General features: G+C 61.3%; 14 protein-coding genes. 4 read left to right on the plus strand and 10 right to left on the minus strand.

Going from position 1 to position 15,323, the window contains the following annotated elements; translation table 11 throughout:
- Positions 1-94 precede the first annotated feature (94 nt).
- Both PVW48_RS12390 and PVW48_RS12395 read left to right on the plus strand, forming a co-directional pair.
- Positions 95-760, plus strand: a complete 666-nt coding sequence (locus PVW48_RS12390) for an SDR family oxidoreductase (protein WP_274581563.1) — start codon at positions 95-97, stop codon at positions 758-760.
- Positions 754-2,283, plus strand: coding sequence for a cryptochrome/photolyase family protein (locus tag PVW48_RS12395; RefSeq protein WP_274581586.1), 1,530 nt, complete (start codon positions 754-756; stop codon positions 2,281-2,283). Before PVW48_RS12390 ends, PVW48_RS12395 begins: the two co-directional genes overlap by 7 nt.
- A gap of 46 nt (positions 2,284-2,329) precedes the next feature.
- Here the strand turns inward: PVW48_RS12395 and PVW48_RS12400 are convergent, their stop codons facing one another.
- Positions 2,330-3,736, minus strand: a complete 1,407-nt coding sequence (locus tag PVW48_RS12400) for an MORN repeat-containing protein (RefSeq protein ID WP_274581564.1) — start codon at positions 3,734-3,736, stop codon at positions 2,330-2,332.
- Positions 3,737-3,989: 253 nt separating this feature from the next.
- On the opposite strand from PVW48_RS12400, the gene PVW48_RS12405 reads away from it, so the two are divergent.
- A complete protein-coding gene (locus tag PVW48_RS12405; RefSeq protein ID WP_274581565.1) occupies positions 3,990-5,663 on the plus strand; it encodes an NAD+ synthase in 1,674 nt (557 codons plus the stop codon).
- 183 nt (positions 5,664-5,846) lie between these two features.
- Here PVW48_RS12405 and PVW48_RS12410 read toward each other — a convergent pair whose 3' ends face one another.
- From PVW48_RS12410 to PVW48_RS12440, 7 genes are all read right to left on the minus strand, one after another.
- Positions 5,847-6,248 (minus strand): metallopeptidase family protein, encoded by a 402-nt coding sequence (locus PVW48_RS12410; RefSeq protein ID WP_012177280.1) that lies wholly within the window; start codon positions 6,246-6,248, stop codon positions 5,847-5,849.
- 543 nt (positions 6,249-6,791) lie between these two features.
- Positions 6,792-7,223 (minus strand): acyl-CoA thioesterase, encoded by a 432-nt coding sequence (locus tag PVW48_RS12415; protein WP_012177281.1) that lies wholly within the window; start codon positions 7,221-7,223, stop codon positions 6,792-6,794.
- Positions 7,224-7,258: 35 nt separating this feature from the next.
- A complete protein-coding gene (locus tag PVW48_RS12420; RefSeq protein WP_274581566.1) occupies positions 7,259-8,119 on the minus strand; it encodes an amidohydrolase family protein in 861 nt (286 codons plus the stop codon).
- Positions 8,120-8,139: 20 nt separating this feature from the next.
- Positions 8,140-9,426, minus strand: a complete 1,287-nt coding sequence (locus PVW48_RS12425) for a TRAP transporter large permease (RefSeq protein WP_274581567.1) — start codon at positions 9,424-9,426, stop codon at positions 8,140-8,142.
- 25 nt (positions 9,427-9,451) lie between these two features.
- Positions 9,452-10,018, minus strand: coding sequence for a TRAP transporter small permease subunit (locus PVW48_RS12430; protein ID WP_012177284.1), 567 nt, complete (start codon positions 10,016-10,018; stop codon positions 9,452-9,454).
- A gap of 64 nt (positions 10,019-10,082) precedes the next feature.
- Entirely contained in the window at positions 10,083-11,165 is a 1,083-nt protein-coding gene (locus PVW48_RS12435; RefSeq protein WP_012177285.1) for a TRAP transporter substrate-binding protein, read from the minus strand.
- Positions 11,166-11,262: 97 nt separating this feature from the next.
- On the minus strand, positions 11,263-12,021 hold the full coding sequence (locus PVW48_RS12440; protein WP_274581568.1) for a hypothetical protein: 759 nt from the start codon (positions 12,019-12,021) through the stop codon (positions 11,263-11,265).
- A gap of 141 nt (positions 12,022-12,162) precedes the next feature.
- Between PVW48_RS12440 and pdxR the strand changes: the two genes are divergently transcribed.
- Complete coding sequence (gene pdxR, locus PVW48_RS12445) at positions 12,163-13,707, plus strand: MocR-like pyridoxine biosynthesis transcription factor PdxR (protein ID WP_012177287.1); 1,545 nt, start codon at positions 12,163-12,165, stop codon at positions 13,705-13,707.
- Here pdxR and PVW48_RS12450 read toward each other — a convergent pair.
- Positions 13,631-14,413: a putative hydro-lyase gene (locus PVW48_RS12450; RefSeq protein WP_274581587.1), complete on the minus strand. Its 783-nt coding sequence runs from the start codon at positions 14,411-14,413 to the stop codon at positions 13,631-13,633. The genes pdxR and PVW48_RS12450 overlap by 77 nt on opposite strands.
- Positions 14,406-14,966, minus strand: coding sequence for an NIPSNAP family protein (locus PVW48_RS12455; protein ID WP_274581569.1), 561 nt, complete (start codon positions 14,964-14,966; stop codon positions 14,406-14,408). The genes PVW48_RS12450 and PVW48_RS12455 overlap by 8 nt, the downstream gene beginning before the upstream one ends.
- Positions 14,967-15,323 lie beyond the last annotated feature (357 nt).

Genomic DNA, 15,323 nt, shown 5'->3' on the forward strand with positions numbered 1-15,323 from the left:
CCTTGCAAAAACGCTACCGCGAAAAGGTTAATAAAAAGCCTCGGCAGATTGCCGCTGCGACCTAAGTGTCACCCTCCTGTGAAGGAGAGAAGCCATGGCCCCTCGCGCCCTCGTGCTCGGCAGTTCCGGCGGCATTGGTGCCGCGCTGGTTGCGGAGCTAACAAAAACACACGAAATCAATGGCCTGTCGCGGAGCGTCGACGGGTTCGACATCACGGACGAGGACTCGGTCAACGCCCATCTGAGCCGTCTGGAGGGTCCTTTCGCGCGGGTCGTGGTCGCCACCGGCGCGCTCGAGATCGGCGGGGCGGCACCGGAAAAGTCCCTGCGCGACCTCTCGCCGCAGGGTCTCCTGGATCAGTTCGCCCTGAATGCGATGGGGCCGGCACTGGTGCTTCGGCACGCGCAGCGGCTGTTGCCCAAGGATACCCCCTGCGTCTTCGCAGTGCTGTCGGCGCGGGTCGGTTCGATCGGCGACAACCGGCTCGGCGGTTGGTACAGTTACCGGGCCGCCAAGGCTGCGGTGAACCAGATCGTCCATACGGCGGCGATCGAGATTTCCCGCACCCACAGGCAGGCGGCGGTGATCGCCCTGCATCCCGGCACGGTCGCCACGCCGTTCACCGCGAAATACCTCGGACGACACCCCGCCGTGGCACCCGCGGAGGCCGCGGCCAACCTCGTGCGGGTCATGGACGGCGTCACTGCCGCGCAGACCGGCGGATTTTTCGACTGGGCCGGCAAGGAGGTGCCCTGGTGACGCGCCTGATCCTCGTTCTCGGCGACCAGCTGTCGCCGGACATCGCGGCCCTGCAGGAGGCCGACAAGGCGCGCGACGTGATCGTCATGGCCGAAGTCGCCGACGAGGCCCGCTATGTCCCCCATCACCCCAAGAAAATCGCCTTCATCTTCGCCGCCATGCGCAAGTTCGCCGCAGAGCGCGCGGCAGACGGCTGGCGCGTGGCCTACACCAGGCTCGACGACCCCGAGAACAGCGGTTCGATCCCGGGCGAGCTTCTGCGCCGGGCCGCGGCACACGACGCCACCGAAGTGATCGCGACCGAGCCCGGCGAGTGGCGGCTGATCTCGGCGCTGGAGGATTGCCCGATCCCGGTCCTGCAGATGCCGGATACGCGCTTCCTCGCCTCCCACGAGCGGTTCGAGACCTGGGCCGAGGGGCGCAAGCAACTGAGGATGGAATACTTCTATCGCGAGATGCGTCGCGAGACCGGCTATCTCATGGACGGGGACAAACCCGAGGGCGGCAAGTGGAATTTCGACCACGACAACCGCAAACCGGCGCCGGAAGACATCTCGTTCGAAGGTCCACTGAAATTCACCCCGGACGAGGTGGTCGAAGAGGTGCTCGACCTGGTCGAGAGCCGGTTCGGCAACAACTTCGGCACCCTGCGCCCCTTCTGGTTCGCCACGGATCCCCACCAAGCCCGCGAGGCGATGACCCATTTCATCGACCATGCCTTGCCCCGCTTCGGCGTCTACCAGGACGCGATGCTGGCGGACAACCGGTTCCTCTATCACTCGATCCTGTCGGTCTACATCAATGCGGGGCTGCTGGACTGGCGCGAGGTCTGCGACGCGGCGGAGGCCGCCTGGCGCGCGGGCCACGCGCCGCTCAACGCGGTCGAAGGGTTCATCCGCCAGATCATCGGCTGGCGGGAATACATGCGCGGGATCTACTTCCGCGAAGGGCCGGACTACACGGCGCGCAACGCGCTGGGCCATGACGCGGACCTGCCGGATTTCTTCTGGACCGGCGAGACCGATATGCGTTGCGTGGCCAAGGCGGTTGGCCAGACCCGGGACGAGGCCTATGCCCACCATATCCAGCGGCTGATGGTGACGGGCAATTTCGCGCTGCTGGCCGGGGTGGCGCCGGCGCAGGTGCATGAATGGTACCTGGCGGTCTATGCCGATGCCTATGAATGGGTGGAGGCCCCCAATGTCATCGGCATGAGCCAGTTCGCCGATGGCGGGCTCCTGGGCTCCAAGCCCTATGTCTCCAGCGGGGCCTATATCGACCGGATGTCGGATTATTGCAAAGGCTGCGCCTACAAGGTGAAGCAGAAGACCGGCGAAGGGGCGTGCCCGTTCAACCTTTTGTACTGGCATTTCCTGATGCGCCACCGGGACCGGTTCGAAAAGAACCCCCGCGTGGCGCAGATGTACCGGACCTTCGACCGCATGGAAGAGGATCGCCGCAAGACCATTCTGAAAGAAGGCGACGCGCTCATGGCGCGGCTTGCGGACGGGGCGCGGATCTAGCTCTCAGGGCCCGGTGGGCGGGTTCAACGCGCCGGGCGACCGCCACCTACTCGGATGCGGGCGCGGGTTCCGCCGCGGGCTGGACCAGAACGCCGTTGCGCCACTCGCCGGTTTCCACCTGTCCGCTGAAATAGCGCAGGGTGCCTTGACCCACCCGTTTTCCGTTCTCGAAAAACCCTTCATACACGTCGCCATTGGCATAGGTCGCGCGCCCGAATCCGTTGATCTCGCCGCCCTGCCAGCTGCCTTCGTACCGGAACCCGTCGGCCAGGGCGACAACGCCCTCGCCTTCGCGCACCCCGCCGACGAATTCGCCCTGGTAGACAGAGCCATCCGGGTAGGTGGCCGTGCCTTGCCCCTGCTTTTCACCCGCAACCCACGAGCCGGTATAGCTGTATCCGTTGGGATAGGTAATCGTCCCGGTGCCATCGGACAGCGCATTGCGGAACGCGCCCTCGTAGACGATGCCATTGGCATAGCGCGCGATGCCTTCGCCCTCGATCACACCCGCCACCCAGGTGCCGGTGTAGGTCGACCCGTCAGGGTAGGTGATCTCGCCGACGCCCTCGGGCTTTTCATCCACGAAACTGCCCACGTAGCGCGAGCCGTCGGGATAGGTGACCGTGCCGTCCCCCTCGATGCGCCCTTCGATCCAGGTGCCTTCGTAGCGGTAGCCGTCCGGCCCTTCGAAAACGCCCTGGCCGTGGCGCATGTCGCGGTCGAACGTGCCTTCGTAACGCCAGCCATTGGCATAGAGCATGACGCCCGATCCCTGCAGTTTCCCCTCCGACAGCGTGCCTTCGTAGATGTCGCCATTGGGCTGGACCAGCCGACCTTCGCCGTCGAACTGCCCGTTGCGCCAGGACCCGGTATAGGCGAGGCCATCGGGCGTCGTCACCGATCCGGTGCCGGTGCGGACCCCGTTCACCACCTCCCCCTCGTAGACCGCGCCATCCGCATAGGTGATCACGGCGCGGCCGGTCATTTCCCCATCGGCCCAGTCCCCGTCATAGACATAGCCGCTGGCGGTTTCCATCCGCCCCTGGCCGTGCTGCCGTCCGTTCAGGAAGTCACCGACATAGATCGACCCATCCGCATAGCTGGCCGTGCCGGCGCCAGTCCGTCTGCCGTCCACCCAGGTGCCTTCATAGGTCGACCCGTCGGCATAGGTGATCCGGCCCTGGCCTTCGGGTTTGCCCTTGGCGAATGTGCCCACATAGACCGATCCGTTGGGAAAGCGCGCCTCGCCCTGGCCCTTGATCTCGCCCCGTTCCCACTCGCCCGTGTAGACATAGCCGTTGGGCAGGGTGTAGGTGCCCACCCCGTCCTGCAACCCGTCGACGAAGCTGCCTTCGTAGATGCCGCCATCGTCGAATTGCTTGACCACCTGCGCGTCCTGCGCCTGCGCGGATCCTGCCGCAACGAACAGGGTGACCACAGCCACGCTTCGCATGACACGTCCTGCATTTCCGAGTTGCACGATCTTGACCCTCCGCCACCGGTTTCGCCGGGTTGGCGCCGCCGGTTTCGCGGACACCTGCCTTCTTTGCCCACAACGCTAGATCACGAGACAAAGCGGGGCAATAGCGCGTCAGCCGGTCCATGCGATCCGGTCGCAAAGCGTACCTGTTCGCCTGCCCTTTCCCGCAGCGTGAGACCTGCTACAACCGAGCGCAGAAGCCGCTCCGACATACGAGGCCCCGTTGATGTCCGACACGTTCCGCCTGACCCTTGGGCAGTTGAACCCGACCCTGGGGGCGCTGAGCGAGAACGCTCAGAAGGCCCTGCGAGCCTGGCAGGAGGGCAAGTTGGCCGGCGCGCAGTTCGTGGCGCTGCCGGAGATGTTCCTGACCGGCTACCAGACACAGGACCTCGTCATGCGCCCGGCCTTCGCCGCGGACGCCGAACGGGTGTTGCAGGGGCTGGCCCGGGATTGCGCGGACGGGCCTGCGCTGGGCATCGGGTGCCCGCTGGTTCAGGGCGGCAAGCTCTACAACAGCTACGCCATCCTCGAGGGCGGCGCGGTCAAGGCGCGGGTGCTCAAGCATCACCTGCCCAATAGCGACGTGTTCGACGAGGAACGCCTGTTCTCCGCCGGACCCGTCAGCGGCCCGTACCGGATCGGCCCTCTGCGCATCGGCACGCCGATTTGCGAGGATGCCTGGTACCCGGACGTGGCCGAAACCCTGGCCGAATCCGCAGCCGAGATCCTGTTCGTGCCCAATGGCTCCCCCTATCACCGGGGCAAGCACGACACGCGCCTGAACCTGATGGTGGCGCGCGTGATCGAGACCGGTTTGCCGCTGATCTACCTCAACATGGTCGGCGGGCAGGACGACCAGATGTTCGATGGCGCCAGCTTTGCCCTGAACACCCACGGGGCGTTGGCGATGCAACTGCCCGCGATGGAAGAGGTGATCGCCCATCTCGACCTGACCCATACGGCGGAGGGCTGGCGGATCGAGGACGCGCGCAAGGACCCGCTCCCCGACGAGTGGGAGGCGGACTACCGTGTCATGGTGGAATCCCTGCGCGATTACCTGCGCAAGTCGGGGTTCGGCAAGGTGCTGCTGGGGCTCTCCGGCGGGATCGACAGTGCGATCGTTGCGGCGATCGCGGCGGATGCGATCGGTCCGCAAAACGTGCGCTGTGTCATGCTGCCGTCGGAATACACCTCGCAGGAGTCGCTGGAAGATGCCGAGGCCGTAGCCCGCAACCTCGGCTGCCGGATCGACACCCTGCCGATCACTGGTCCGCGGGCGGCCGTGACCGAAGTGCTGGCCCCGTTTTTCAACGGGACACCGTCGGGGATCGCCGAGGAAAATGTGCAATCGCGGTTGCGGGGCGTGCTTTTGATGGCGCTGAGCAACAAGTTCGGCGAGATGCTGCTGACCACGGGCAACAAGTCCGAGGTCGCCGTGGGGTATGCCACGATTTATGGTGATATGGCAGGGGGTTACAACCCTATCAAGGATCTCTACAAGACCCGGGTGTTCGAGACGTGCCGCTGGCGCAACGAGACCCACCGCCCCTGGATGTTGGGGCCGGAGGGGGAGCTGATACCAGATCGTGTGATCGAAAAGCCCCCCTCGGCGGAGTTGCGCGCGGACCAGAAGGACGAGGACAGCCTGCCGCCCTACGGCGTGCTGGACGCGATCCTCGAAGGGCTGATCGACCGGGAGGCATCGGTGGCCGAACTGGTCGCCGACGGGTTCGACCTGGACACCGTCAAGAAGATCGAGCATCTGATTTTCATCAGCGAATACAAGAGGTTCCAGTCTGCCCCCGGGGCGCGTCTGACCAAGCGGGCGTTCTGGCTCGACCGGCGCTATCCCATCGTGAACCGCTGGCGCGACACCTCGGCGACCCGCAACCACTGAGGCCCCGCGCGGGGCCGGAGAGGCCCGCCGGAAGGCCGCCCGACCCCGGTCGGCCCCGTGTCGGATAGCTGTCTGCCATGTGTCGGGCAAGTGTCGGGCACCTTCGCACGGTCGCAACGGGCCGGACGCAACGGGCGCCCGGTCCCGCCCCTGCCTGACGGCCCGGAGCCACGCGCGCCGGGGCTACTCCCACCAGCGGTCGATGGCGGCGATGTCGTCGTCGGACCAGCCGAAATGATGGGCGAACTCGTGCACAGTGACATGGGCCACGAGGTCGCGCAGGCTGACCCCGTCCCGCTCCCGCCATTCGGCGAGGATCGGCTCGCGAAAGAGCCAGACCGTGTCGGGCTGCATCGGCTGATCGAAACTCGACTTCTCGGTGAGCGGAATGCCCTCATAGAGCCCCGTCAGGTCCAGCGGATCGTCGATGCCGAGATCGTCCAGCATCCAGTCCTGCGGCCAGTCCTCGACGACGATGGCCACCTCCGCCGCCAGGGCTGCGAAGGGCGCGGGAAACTCGGCCACGGTCGCGCGCGCCATGGTGAGGAAGGCCTCAAGACCGGGAGAAAGCTGGGACGCGGACATGGGCCTTCTATGGCAGGCCGGTGGGGGAGGGGGAAGGGGGGAGGGGGTGGGCCGGACCTGCGGTTGACCACCGCTTCACGGTGCTGCGCTGCGGCCCCTCGAAGGAAACGTTCGCTGCGCGTGCTCGGTATGTGCGGTGTTGGATGTCTGAACTGCGGACAAAGTGACACTTCGCTGAGGCCGCGCAAGAGACCGCTTTGGTGCGTGTTGCGGACCTTCGACTTGGATTGCACACGGATTGCTCAGCTCCAGCAGCTACAACCTCGGTTGGCCGGAACAGTCTGTCCAATCCTCCAGGGGACATATTCGATGCCATCAATAGTCAGGTTTTCAGCCATGCTCGGCAACCTAGCACTCTACAGGCAGTCCGAACGAACAGGGTTTTGGGCGGGTCCACTCAAATCAAGTTTGCTCCCAACAGAAAGAACTATGATTTGGAATTTTACTCGGCGCGCTTTTTCAGATCTACGTGAAGACAACGCCCGCATGGTTGTCGCAGTAACCAAGCCAAAGGCAAATTAACACTCTCAGCCAAGCTCGTACTCACGTAGGGATATCGCGCGGCTTTCCATCCTCGTCCAGCGCCACGAAAACGAAATCCGCACTGGTGACCTTTACCGAAGCATTGCTGAAACGAGGTCTGGCCCAGACATCCACGTGTATGCGCATCGACGTGCGCCCCATACGAACGAGGCTCGCATAGATAGTGACTTCGTCGCCCACATTGACAGGACGCGAGAATTGCATGGCTTCAACTGCGACCGTCGCCCCACGACCCTGCGATACGCGCCCCGCCATGTTTCCGGCGGCCAGGTCCATCTGCGACATCAACCAGCCACCGAAAATGTCGCCAGCCGGGTTTGTGTCGGCCGGCATGGCGACTGTGCGGATCACCAGGACTCCATCATCCTGTTGCCTACCATGTTTGACGCGCTTCTGTGCGCGATCAAGGTTGCTTTCTTCTTCCACTTGCAAGGATAAAAGCCCTCGATGTTAATCGCGGAACGCGATCAAAACCCATAAAGTGTCGCAGGATTATCCACCAGAATGCGTTGTTTCTGATCTTGAGATGTGACGTAGGCGTCCAACGCATCAACTAATGACCCATCGTCGGGCATGAAATCCAGCATGGCAGGATGCGGCCAATCGGTGCCCCACACCATATGTTCGGAATTGTCGGAAATCAGCGCTTGGGCAAAAGGCACGACGTCTTCGAATCGTGGCCTTTGCGATGACATTCGGTAGTTTCCCGAAAGTTTGACCCAAGTGTTCCCACGGACCACCAACCGGCGCAGCGCACGAAATCCCGGTTGGTCGAGGCCGTCGTGGGTCTGCATATGACCCATGTGGTCGATCACGACAGGCACTGGCAGATTGGCGAGCCGCGCTTCGAGATCGGCTAAGGTCGGCCCATCGATCAGGAGCTGGAAGTGCCAGTCGAGATCGGCGATGCGACGGGCCAATGGTTCTAGATCGTCCAGGCCGATCCCCCCGGAAAAGAGCATGTTGATCCGAGCGCCACGAATCCCGGCGGCGTTCATCGCCTGAAGGTCCTGCATCGAAACATCGGCGTCAACGACGGCGATGCCGCGGCATCCGGGACCATAGCCCGCGATAGCTTCAAGCGTCACGCTGTTGTCCGTGCCATAAACTGACGGCTGGACGATTACGGCGCGCTCAATCCCGAGGCGTGCATGCAGGGCTTTGTATTGCGCTAATGTTGCGGGTGGCGGTGTGTAGGACCGGTTGGCGACAAATGGATGGTCGGCTTCGGGCACGATGACGTGGGAATGGCAATCCGTGGCACCTGGGGGGAGAGGTCGTTTCGGTGGCGAGGGATCTTGGAGATGGGCGAGACAAGCTTGCGTCATGGGTCAGGCCTTTTATGGGATTAGTAGACTTGGTTCGGCAGCCAGGTGGCCAAATCGGGGAAGGTCAGTAAGAAGCCGATCAATGCGAGCATGGCAATTAGGAAGGGCAGCGCGCCGTAGCTCACGTCGTTGAACTTGCCGCCACGAGTTCGTGTGCCGTGGACCACGTAGAGATTGAGCCCGATAGGTGGCGTAATCAGCGCAGCCTCCATCAAAACGGTGATCATGATCCCAAACCAGACTGGGTCAAATCCCATATGCGCCACGATGGGAAAGACCACCGGGATCGTCGTGAGCATCATGGACAGCGTTTCCATGAACATGCCCAGAAGGAGGTAGAACACGATGATGACCATCATCGTCTGCATCGGCGTCCAACCAAGCGCGTCGATCCCGTCGATGATCGCTTGCGTAACGCCCATGAATCCGAGAACGAAGTTCAGGAAGACTGCCGCGAGGATGATTATCATCACCATTGCAGTCGAGCGCATTGTGCTCTCGAACGCTTCGATCAGCATGCGCACACTGAGCGCCCTGAACCAGGCCGCAATACCGATGGCGCAGACGACGCCAATGGAGGCCGCCTCGGTCGGCGTTGCGAGACCGGTATAGATCGACCCTACCACCACGGCAAACAAAACAAGAGGCGGCAGGAGATCTGGCAACGCCTCAAGCCTGTCGCGCCAACTCGTCTCGACCGGTGATCCCCCCCACCCGGGCCGCATAAAACAGGCAAAGATAACAACCAGCATGAAAAACAAGGCCAGCATCGCTCCTGGGATGACGCCAGCGAGGTACAGTTCCGGTACGGAGGTATCGGTCAGGAGACCATAAAGGATCAGCGCGATCGAAGGCGGGATCAGGATGCCGAGGGTGCCCCCGGCGGCAAGGGTTCCCAGAAACAGCGGCTCATTGTATTGCCGCTTCTCGATTTCGGGATAGGCGACCGTGCCAACTGTGGCCACGGTGGCCACACTGGAACCGGATGTTGCGGCGAACACCGCGCACGAACCAACATTGGCGTGCATCAGCCCGCCAGGAAGCCAGCTAAGCCATTTGGCGACCGCAGTGTACATCCGCGTGGCTATCCCGGCACGCAGGATAATTTCCCCCAGCAGGATGAACATCGGAACCGCGACCAGAATGTATTCGATGCTCTGCTCCCAGATGAAATCGCCCATCATCAGGGCGCGGCGCCCGTTCGTAAAGACCTCATCCAGCGCAAGACCGAGGATGCCAAGAACGGCGGCAATCGGAACGGCGGCAACGACGAGGCCAACGAGAATGATCAAGATAAGTGTTTGCATGGCTGTGTCCTCCCCAAAGCGCCCGTTAGACGTGGGTCTCTTCTTCGATTTCCTGATCGAGGCTTTTCACCCCCGCGAGGGCGCCGATGCCCTGCCAGTCGGCTTTGGCCAGACACCAGAGGCATCGCAAACTGAGAAACGCTAAGCACAGCAGCATGAAGGCGAGGCCGGCGAACCAGAAGCTTTGCGGGAGCCAGAGCGGCGTCGCAAGCGGTGTCTGTGCTGTGTAATTGAACGTCCAGCTTTCCTCGACCACGCTCCAGGCGCTGCGGGCCAGCAGGAAGATGTAAAGGGTCAGAAGGCCGAGCGCGAGTAGATCGAGCAAGGCCCGTGCCTTCGTGTTCAGCGCGACATAGGCCACGTCTATCCGGATGTTAGAGCGTGTCAGCATCGCATAGGCATAGGCCCAAGTGGTCGAGGCGGCGAAGATATAGCCGGTGATCTCGTCTGAGCCGCGCATTGTCACACCAAAGACCTTGCGCGAAATCACATCCATCGTGACCATGAAAGCGGCGGCACACATGGCGGCTCCGCCGATGATCGCTGCCCCTCGCGCGGTGCCTTCCAGTCCGGATTGAATACGGTCGAGCATGGCGTTCCTCCCTAATGCCAATCGGAACCGCGGCGAGGTGTTCCCGCCGCGGTCCTGTCTCTGATTACGAGCCGTCTGTGGGTGCGGTGATGCCGATCAGCTTGCCGACTGTGGCGTTCCACTCAGCTGCGCACGCGCTTCCGCACCGTTCGGCCCATCGGGGGACAACCGTTTCAGCCGCGATCTTCTTCAGAAGAGCCTGATCTTCGGCATCAGGCTCGATCGGTGTCATGTTGCCGGGCTGACCGCGATCGCAGGGGCCTTGTGCGTTGCAGTCCATACCCGCCTGGTCAAGTGTCTGCTCGAACTCCCAAATCTCGTCCTCGAATTTTTTAGCCTCGGTGAGAATGAGGTTCTGGGTGTCCGCGTTCATGCTCTCCCAGGTGTCGAGATTGATCGCCGTGAAGGTCGCGGCAAAGCCAAGGCGAACGCGTACGTTGTGCGTAACCACTTGCGACCACTTGCCGTTATAGGCAGGCATCGTGCCAGTCACGCCACAGTCGGCGACGCCCTTCTCCAGTGCTGGCACCACCTCCGCCAGTGCCAGCGTGATCGACGAGGCGCCCAGGCCTTCTACGAAGTCGCCCTGAGTCCGGCTGTAGGTGCGGATCTTTTTTCCCGCGAGGTCGGCCAGAGAGACATTGGTGATCGACCGGTCGCCGAGATTGCACCAGAGCTGCTGGGTCGGAAACGGATAGATGTTGACGATCTGCGCGTTGTATTTCTCGCGCACTTCGCGCTCAATGATCGGGCGATAGGCCTCGACCGCCTGGCGATACGTGTCCCAGTCTTGAATGATGCCCGACAGGTCGATGCCTTCCAGCGCAGGGCTGGCCTGGCTGGAATAACTGGTCAGCGCATGCACCACATCATAGGCGCCCTTACGAACGCCGGCCATGACCTCGTAACCCTTCAGGCCCAGCTCGGTATAGGGTTTGGCGTTCGCGGTGATCTTGCCGCCGGAGGCCTCGGGGATCACTTCGGTCCAGAAGCGTTCTTCGAACACCTTCCAGTTCTCAAGGAAGCCCCAGGTGCCCACCACTTCGAGTTTCATTTCCTGGATGTTGCCATGCCCGTCCGCAAACGCTGGTGCAGTGGTCAGGCACGTTGCCGCACAGACGGCCGCGAGTGTGTGTTTCAGTTTCATTGTCTTCTCCCTAATCGATGATTGAAGTGTGAAATCAATCTGGCCTCTCAACGAGGGCCAGAATCAACAATTTAAGCCCGCCAGAATGCATTTTGGCTTATGGCTTCCACGTCGTGCGGGTGTAGAAAGGCCGATCCGCGAGGCCGATAAGCGCCTCCGAGCGGTCAAACATCTCCGCCAACTCAGGAATTTCGACCCGGACCGTCACGTTGTTCACTCGGTCGATGCCTTTGGGTCCGCTCAACACAACGTCTGTAAGTTGATCGTAGCGGTAGATCCGTTTCACTGTCGGATCCAACGGGGTTGAAAGGACACTCTCCCCAACCTTTCGCGAGGGCACGCCGCCTGCATAGTCAAAGGAAATTTCAAGCATTCCGCCGCCTTGTTCGACCTGCCAGACGTGGCGGCCAGAAAGCGGTTCCGTGCCAGTGCCGCGCAGACTGACGTCATGACGGATGGTTGATTGCACAGCCGTCTTATAGGGGCCCGCCCCCTCGCCCGGGCTATATAAACGTGCGATAAAGGTCGATTTTTCCCCAGTTGCGGCATCTTTGCCCGGAACTATAAGCGCCATCATCCGGTAAGCGCCGCCATTCTTCGGGTCTCCTTCTGCGTTTTGGTGCAGCATCCGGTCAATGAACATCATCACCAGATTAGTACCTGCGAACGACCCACTTCCGTAGGGTGCGGAAACATGTGTGTCTGGCAACCAAGCCGCCAGTGCATCCTCATTGACCGTGAATGCCGCCAGCGTCCGTGTGTCGGCGATGGTGCTATCGAACGTTTCTGCAGTGGCCGGAACAGATGCGAAGGTCGAAAGTCCTAGGGCTACGGCGGTCCCTTTAAGTGCTGACATGAAAGATTCCATAAATTCTCCCCTGAGTTGCGCGACAAAGGCGTCGCGAGACGATTGAAGGGAGAGAGAAATTATGGACTGGCGAAAATTTCCAAAATGTGGGCACCTATAGTAGCCAGAATAAAATCGATGGAGGCGATCATGGCACGAAAGACATCGGGAGCGCTTTTGCCGGGTCTGGACTTGGACCCGAGCGCAGATACACCACTGGCCACGCAACTCTACGACTCTCTGCGCTACCACATCTCGGAAGGCACACTTGCTGCAGGGGTGCGCATGCCCTCGACGCGCACGCTTTCCACAGAGCTTGGGATGTCGCGCACGACCGTGGCTGGCGCCTATGACCAGCTCAAATCTGAGGGCTATCTCACGTCAGAGGAGAAGTCGGGGACGTTCGTTGCGGATCTCCTACCGGAGAAACTGGCCTGGTCAACGCAGCTTCACTATGCGCGTCCCGACGATCTGCGCCAGCTTGAGCCTGATCTGGCGGCGCGATTTGACGACAACCTGCCCAAACAGCGCGAACGCACGAGTCGCACGCTCCCGTTTAACCCCGGCATTCCGGCTGTGTTCGAGTTTCCGTCGCAGACGTGGATCCGGATCATGCGCCCCATTCTGAGCCAATTGGCGCCGAATGGGATCGCGCGTTGCCCGGCGGAAGGGTCAATCGAGCTGCGTGAGGAGGTTTCGAGGTATTTGTCTGGAAGCAGGGGTGTGACCTGCTCACCCGAACAGGTGCTGATCATTTCCGGAACACGTCAAGCCCTCACGCTCATCATGATGGCGCTTGCCAACCAGGGTGATACCGGCTGGGTCGAGGATCCCGGCTACCCGGGCATCTCACGGGTTTACGACCTTTTTCGTGTTGGAACGGTGCCAGTTCCCGTCGATGCACATGGGCTTGTCGTCGAGGAGGCCATTGAGCGCGCGCCACACTCGAAATTCGCGTATGTCACTCCGGCACGTCAGGCACCCCTTGGACACACAATGTCGATTCGGCGGCGCATCGAGCTCCTGAACTGGGCTTATGCCTCAGAGGCGTTCATCCTAGAGGACGACTATGACGGCGAGTATCGGTTCGGAGGTCACCCGGCCCCATCGCTTCAGAGCCTCGACCCTGAAGGGCGGGTGTTTTATTTCGGCACTTTTTCAAAGACCGTTCTCCCGTCCCTGGGACTTGGTTACCTCGTGGTGCCCACTCGATATGTCGATGTCTTCAGGAACCTGTTGGACGCGATCACCCGTCCGCCCAGCCTGGCCACCCAACTCACCATGGCAGAGTTCATGGCCAGCGGACTATTCGAAGCGCATATCCGCAAGATGCGCACACTATATCTGAGCCGCCAAAATGCGCTGAGCGCCGTGTTGCGCAAGTCGATGCCCGACCTGTTGGAGAGCAAGATATTGAACGCCGGGCTACATCTGATCGGCTATTTGCCCAAGGGCTACGACGATGCAAAGGTTGCGCGCCGGGCCAAGGATCTGGGGCTTCTTCCGCGTCCGCTGTCTGATTACGTACACAAGGAGCGACTCCCGCCCGGACTGCTGATCGGTTTTTCCAACATCAAGGAAGAGGCGATGGCGCGTACTGTCCGTGTCCTGCGTCGCGCTATTGAAGATTGCCAGCCCGAAACGGGTCATGCTCCGGCAAGTCGGTCACCAACATATGCCCGGGGCGGTGGGTGATGCATAGTGACAGTTCCGCCTCTTCCAGCGCAGCCTGAGGCGTGACCCCGCAAGCCCAAAACACAGGCACACCGCCATCCCGCGTTTCCGAGGTGTCTCCCCAATCGGGCTGATCCAAATCCTCGATGCCAAGCACCTTTGGATCGCCTGAATGAATTGGAGCGCCACGTGCCCAGGGGAACTGCGCGCTGATATCGTGCGCTTTGGCGACCTTCGCGGCCGGGATAGGACGCATGCTGACCACCAATGGGCCCGCGAACGGACCGGCAGAGCGGGTTTCACGGTTTGTTTGGTACATTGGGACCGTTGTGTTGGTTGCGATGTTGCGAACAGGGATTCCGGCCCGCAAGAGCGCATGCTCGAAGGTAAATGAGAAACCAAGCGCGAAGGTCACCAGGTCGTCGCTCCAGTCGTTCAAGAGGTCTGGAACAGTTCGTGACAGCACGCCATTCTCGTAGATGTTGTAAGCCGGTACATCGCGCCGGACATCAAGACCGGTACCAAGCTCTGTCCAGTCTGTCTGTCCTGGGGTCGTGAGTAAGATCAACAGGCAAGGCCGCGGATTAAGAGCGCAATATTCGCCAAAGGCTTGCGCGTGCGAGGCTGGCAAAACGACTAGATTGACTTGTAGGCAACCTGGCGCCAGCCCGGCCGTATGGCCTTGATGCTGCCCACTGCGGATTTCGGCGGGCACGGAGCTATGAATCGGATTCACTGAGATAATCCGGGCAAAAGGATGCCGGTTTCAAAATCTCGTTGTTTTGCGCGATCTGCAAAGGTTGGACCTTCGCAAGATAGGACAACCAACGCTGATCCGCACCTAGTCGCGCACGGCGCGCGTCCCGATCGGCGAGGTCACGATACGCCCAGAGGTGCACAATCTGGTGAAGTGTACCGATCTCGGTTGAAAAATATCCAACAAGCCGACCGAGAATAGGCTGCTGAATTGCAAACCCCTCCTTCTCGTATTGTTGAAGGTACTCGGGCACCTTACCAGTCTTCAAAGTATATCTGCGCTGTTCTACTATCATATGCCACCTCCGAGCCCAGCCTAATCCGCCAAATAGCGTGATGAGTAGCGCGATGAGGTTCTGGTAGAGAAGAGCGGTGTTTTCTGGCTTGGTCGGGAAAACAAACAGTTTCTCGAAGGGAGAAACCGAAGTCCCGAAAACCAGCAGCAAGGCGTACTTACTAATGGCGGCCCGAAATCGTGTGATCGGAGCATGAACACTGCCTGCACACACTTCCTTGCAGGCCACTCAAACTATGCTTCGATCGCTTTCATACATCACGGGACATACCCTCCAAGCTCTCTGAATGGCGGCTTTGTCTGCTTTGCAGGCATCGGCACAACCTGCAGCATTCGGTGGTTTGGGCTCCAAGCCGGCCTCGGATGCAGCGCGGCATCTGAGGGCCTGACCGCCTCCGCCAAGGGCGCACACGGCCCTTAGCCGAGATACGTAACGCATGCGGCGAATGTTGGACCTCCCCCCTTGTCACGCAACCGTGCGAGGGCGGGATTTGGCGGCGGGCGGTTTGTCGGGGTTGTGGGCTTGTCACGTAAGTCCGCGATGGCACGAGTTTACGCCGTTAACTACGTTCAGGATCACAAGGCG

The sequence above is a fragment of the Dinoroseobacter sp. PD6 genome (assembly GCF_028807315.1).
Classification (GTDB): domain Bacteria; phylum Pseudomonadota; class Alphaproteobacteria; order Rhodobacterales; family Rhodobacteraceae; genus Dinoroseobacter; species Dinoroseobacter shibae.

Coding starts and splice junctions, on each gene's coding strand:
- PVW48_RS12390 (WP_274581563.1), top strand. CDS start 95: ATGGCCCCTCGCGCCCTCGTGCTCGGCAGTTCCGGCGGCATTGGTGCC.
- PVW48_RS12400 (WP_274581564.1), bottom strand. CDS start 3,736: ATGCGAAGCGTGGCTGTGGTCACCCTGTTCGTTGCGGCAGGATCCGCG.
- PVW48_RS12405 (WP_274581565.1), top strand. CDS start 3,990: ATGTCCGACACGTTCCGCCTGACCCTTGGGCAGTTGAACCCGACCCTG.
- PVW48_RS12410 (WP_012177280.1), bottom strand. CDS start 6,248: ATGTCCGCGTCCCAGCTTTCTCCCGGTCTTGAGGCCTTCCTCACCATG.
- PVW48_RS12420 (WP_274581566.1), bottom strand. CDS start 8,119: ATGACGCAAGCTTGTCTCGCCCATCTCCAAGATCCCTCGCCACCGAAA.
- PVW48_RS12425 (WP_274581567.1), bottom strand. CDS start 9,426: ATGCAAACACTTATCTTGATCATTCTCGTTGGCCTCGTCGTTGCCGCC.
- PVW48_RS12430 (WP_012177284.1), bottom strand. CDS start 10,018: ATGCTCGACCGTATTCAATCCGGACTGGAAGGCACCGCGCGAGGGGCA.
- PVW48_RS12435 (WP_012177285.1), bottom strand. CDS start 11,165: ATGAAACTGAAACACACACTCGCGGCCGTCTGTGCGGCAACGTGCCTG.
- PVW48_RS12440 (WP_274581568.1), bottom strand. CDS start 12,021: ATGTCAGCACTTAAAGGGACCGCCGTAGCCCTAGGACTTTCGACCTTC.
- pdxR (WP_012177287.1), top strand. CDS start 12,163: ATGGCACGAAAGACATCGGGAGCGCTTTTGCCGGGTCTGGACTTGGAC.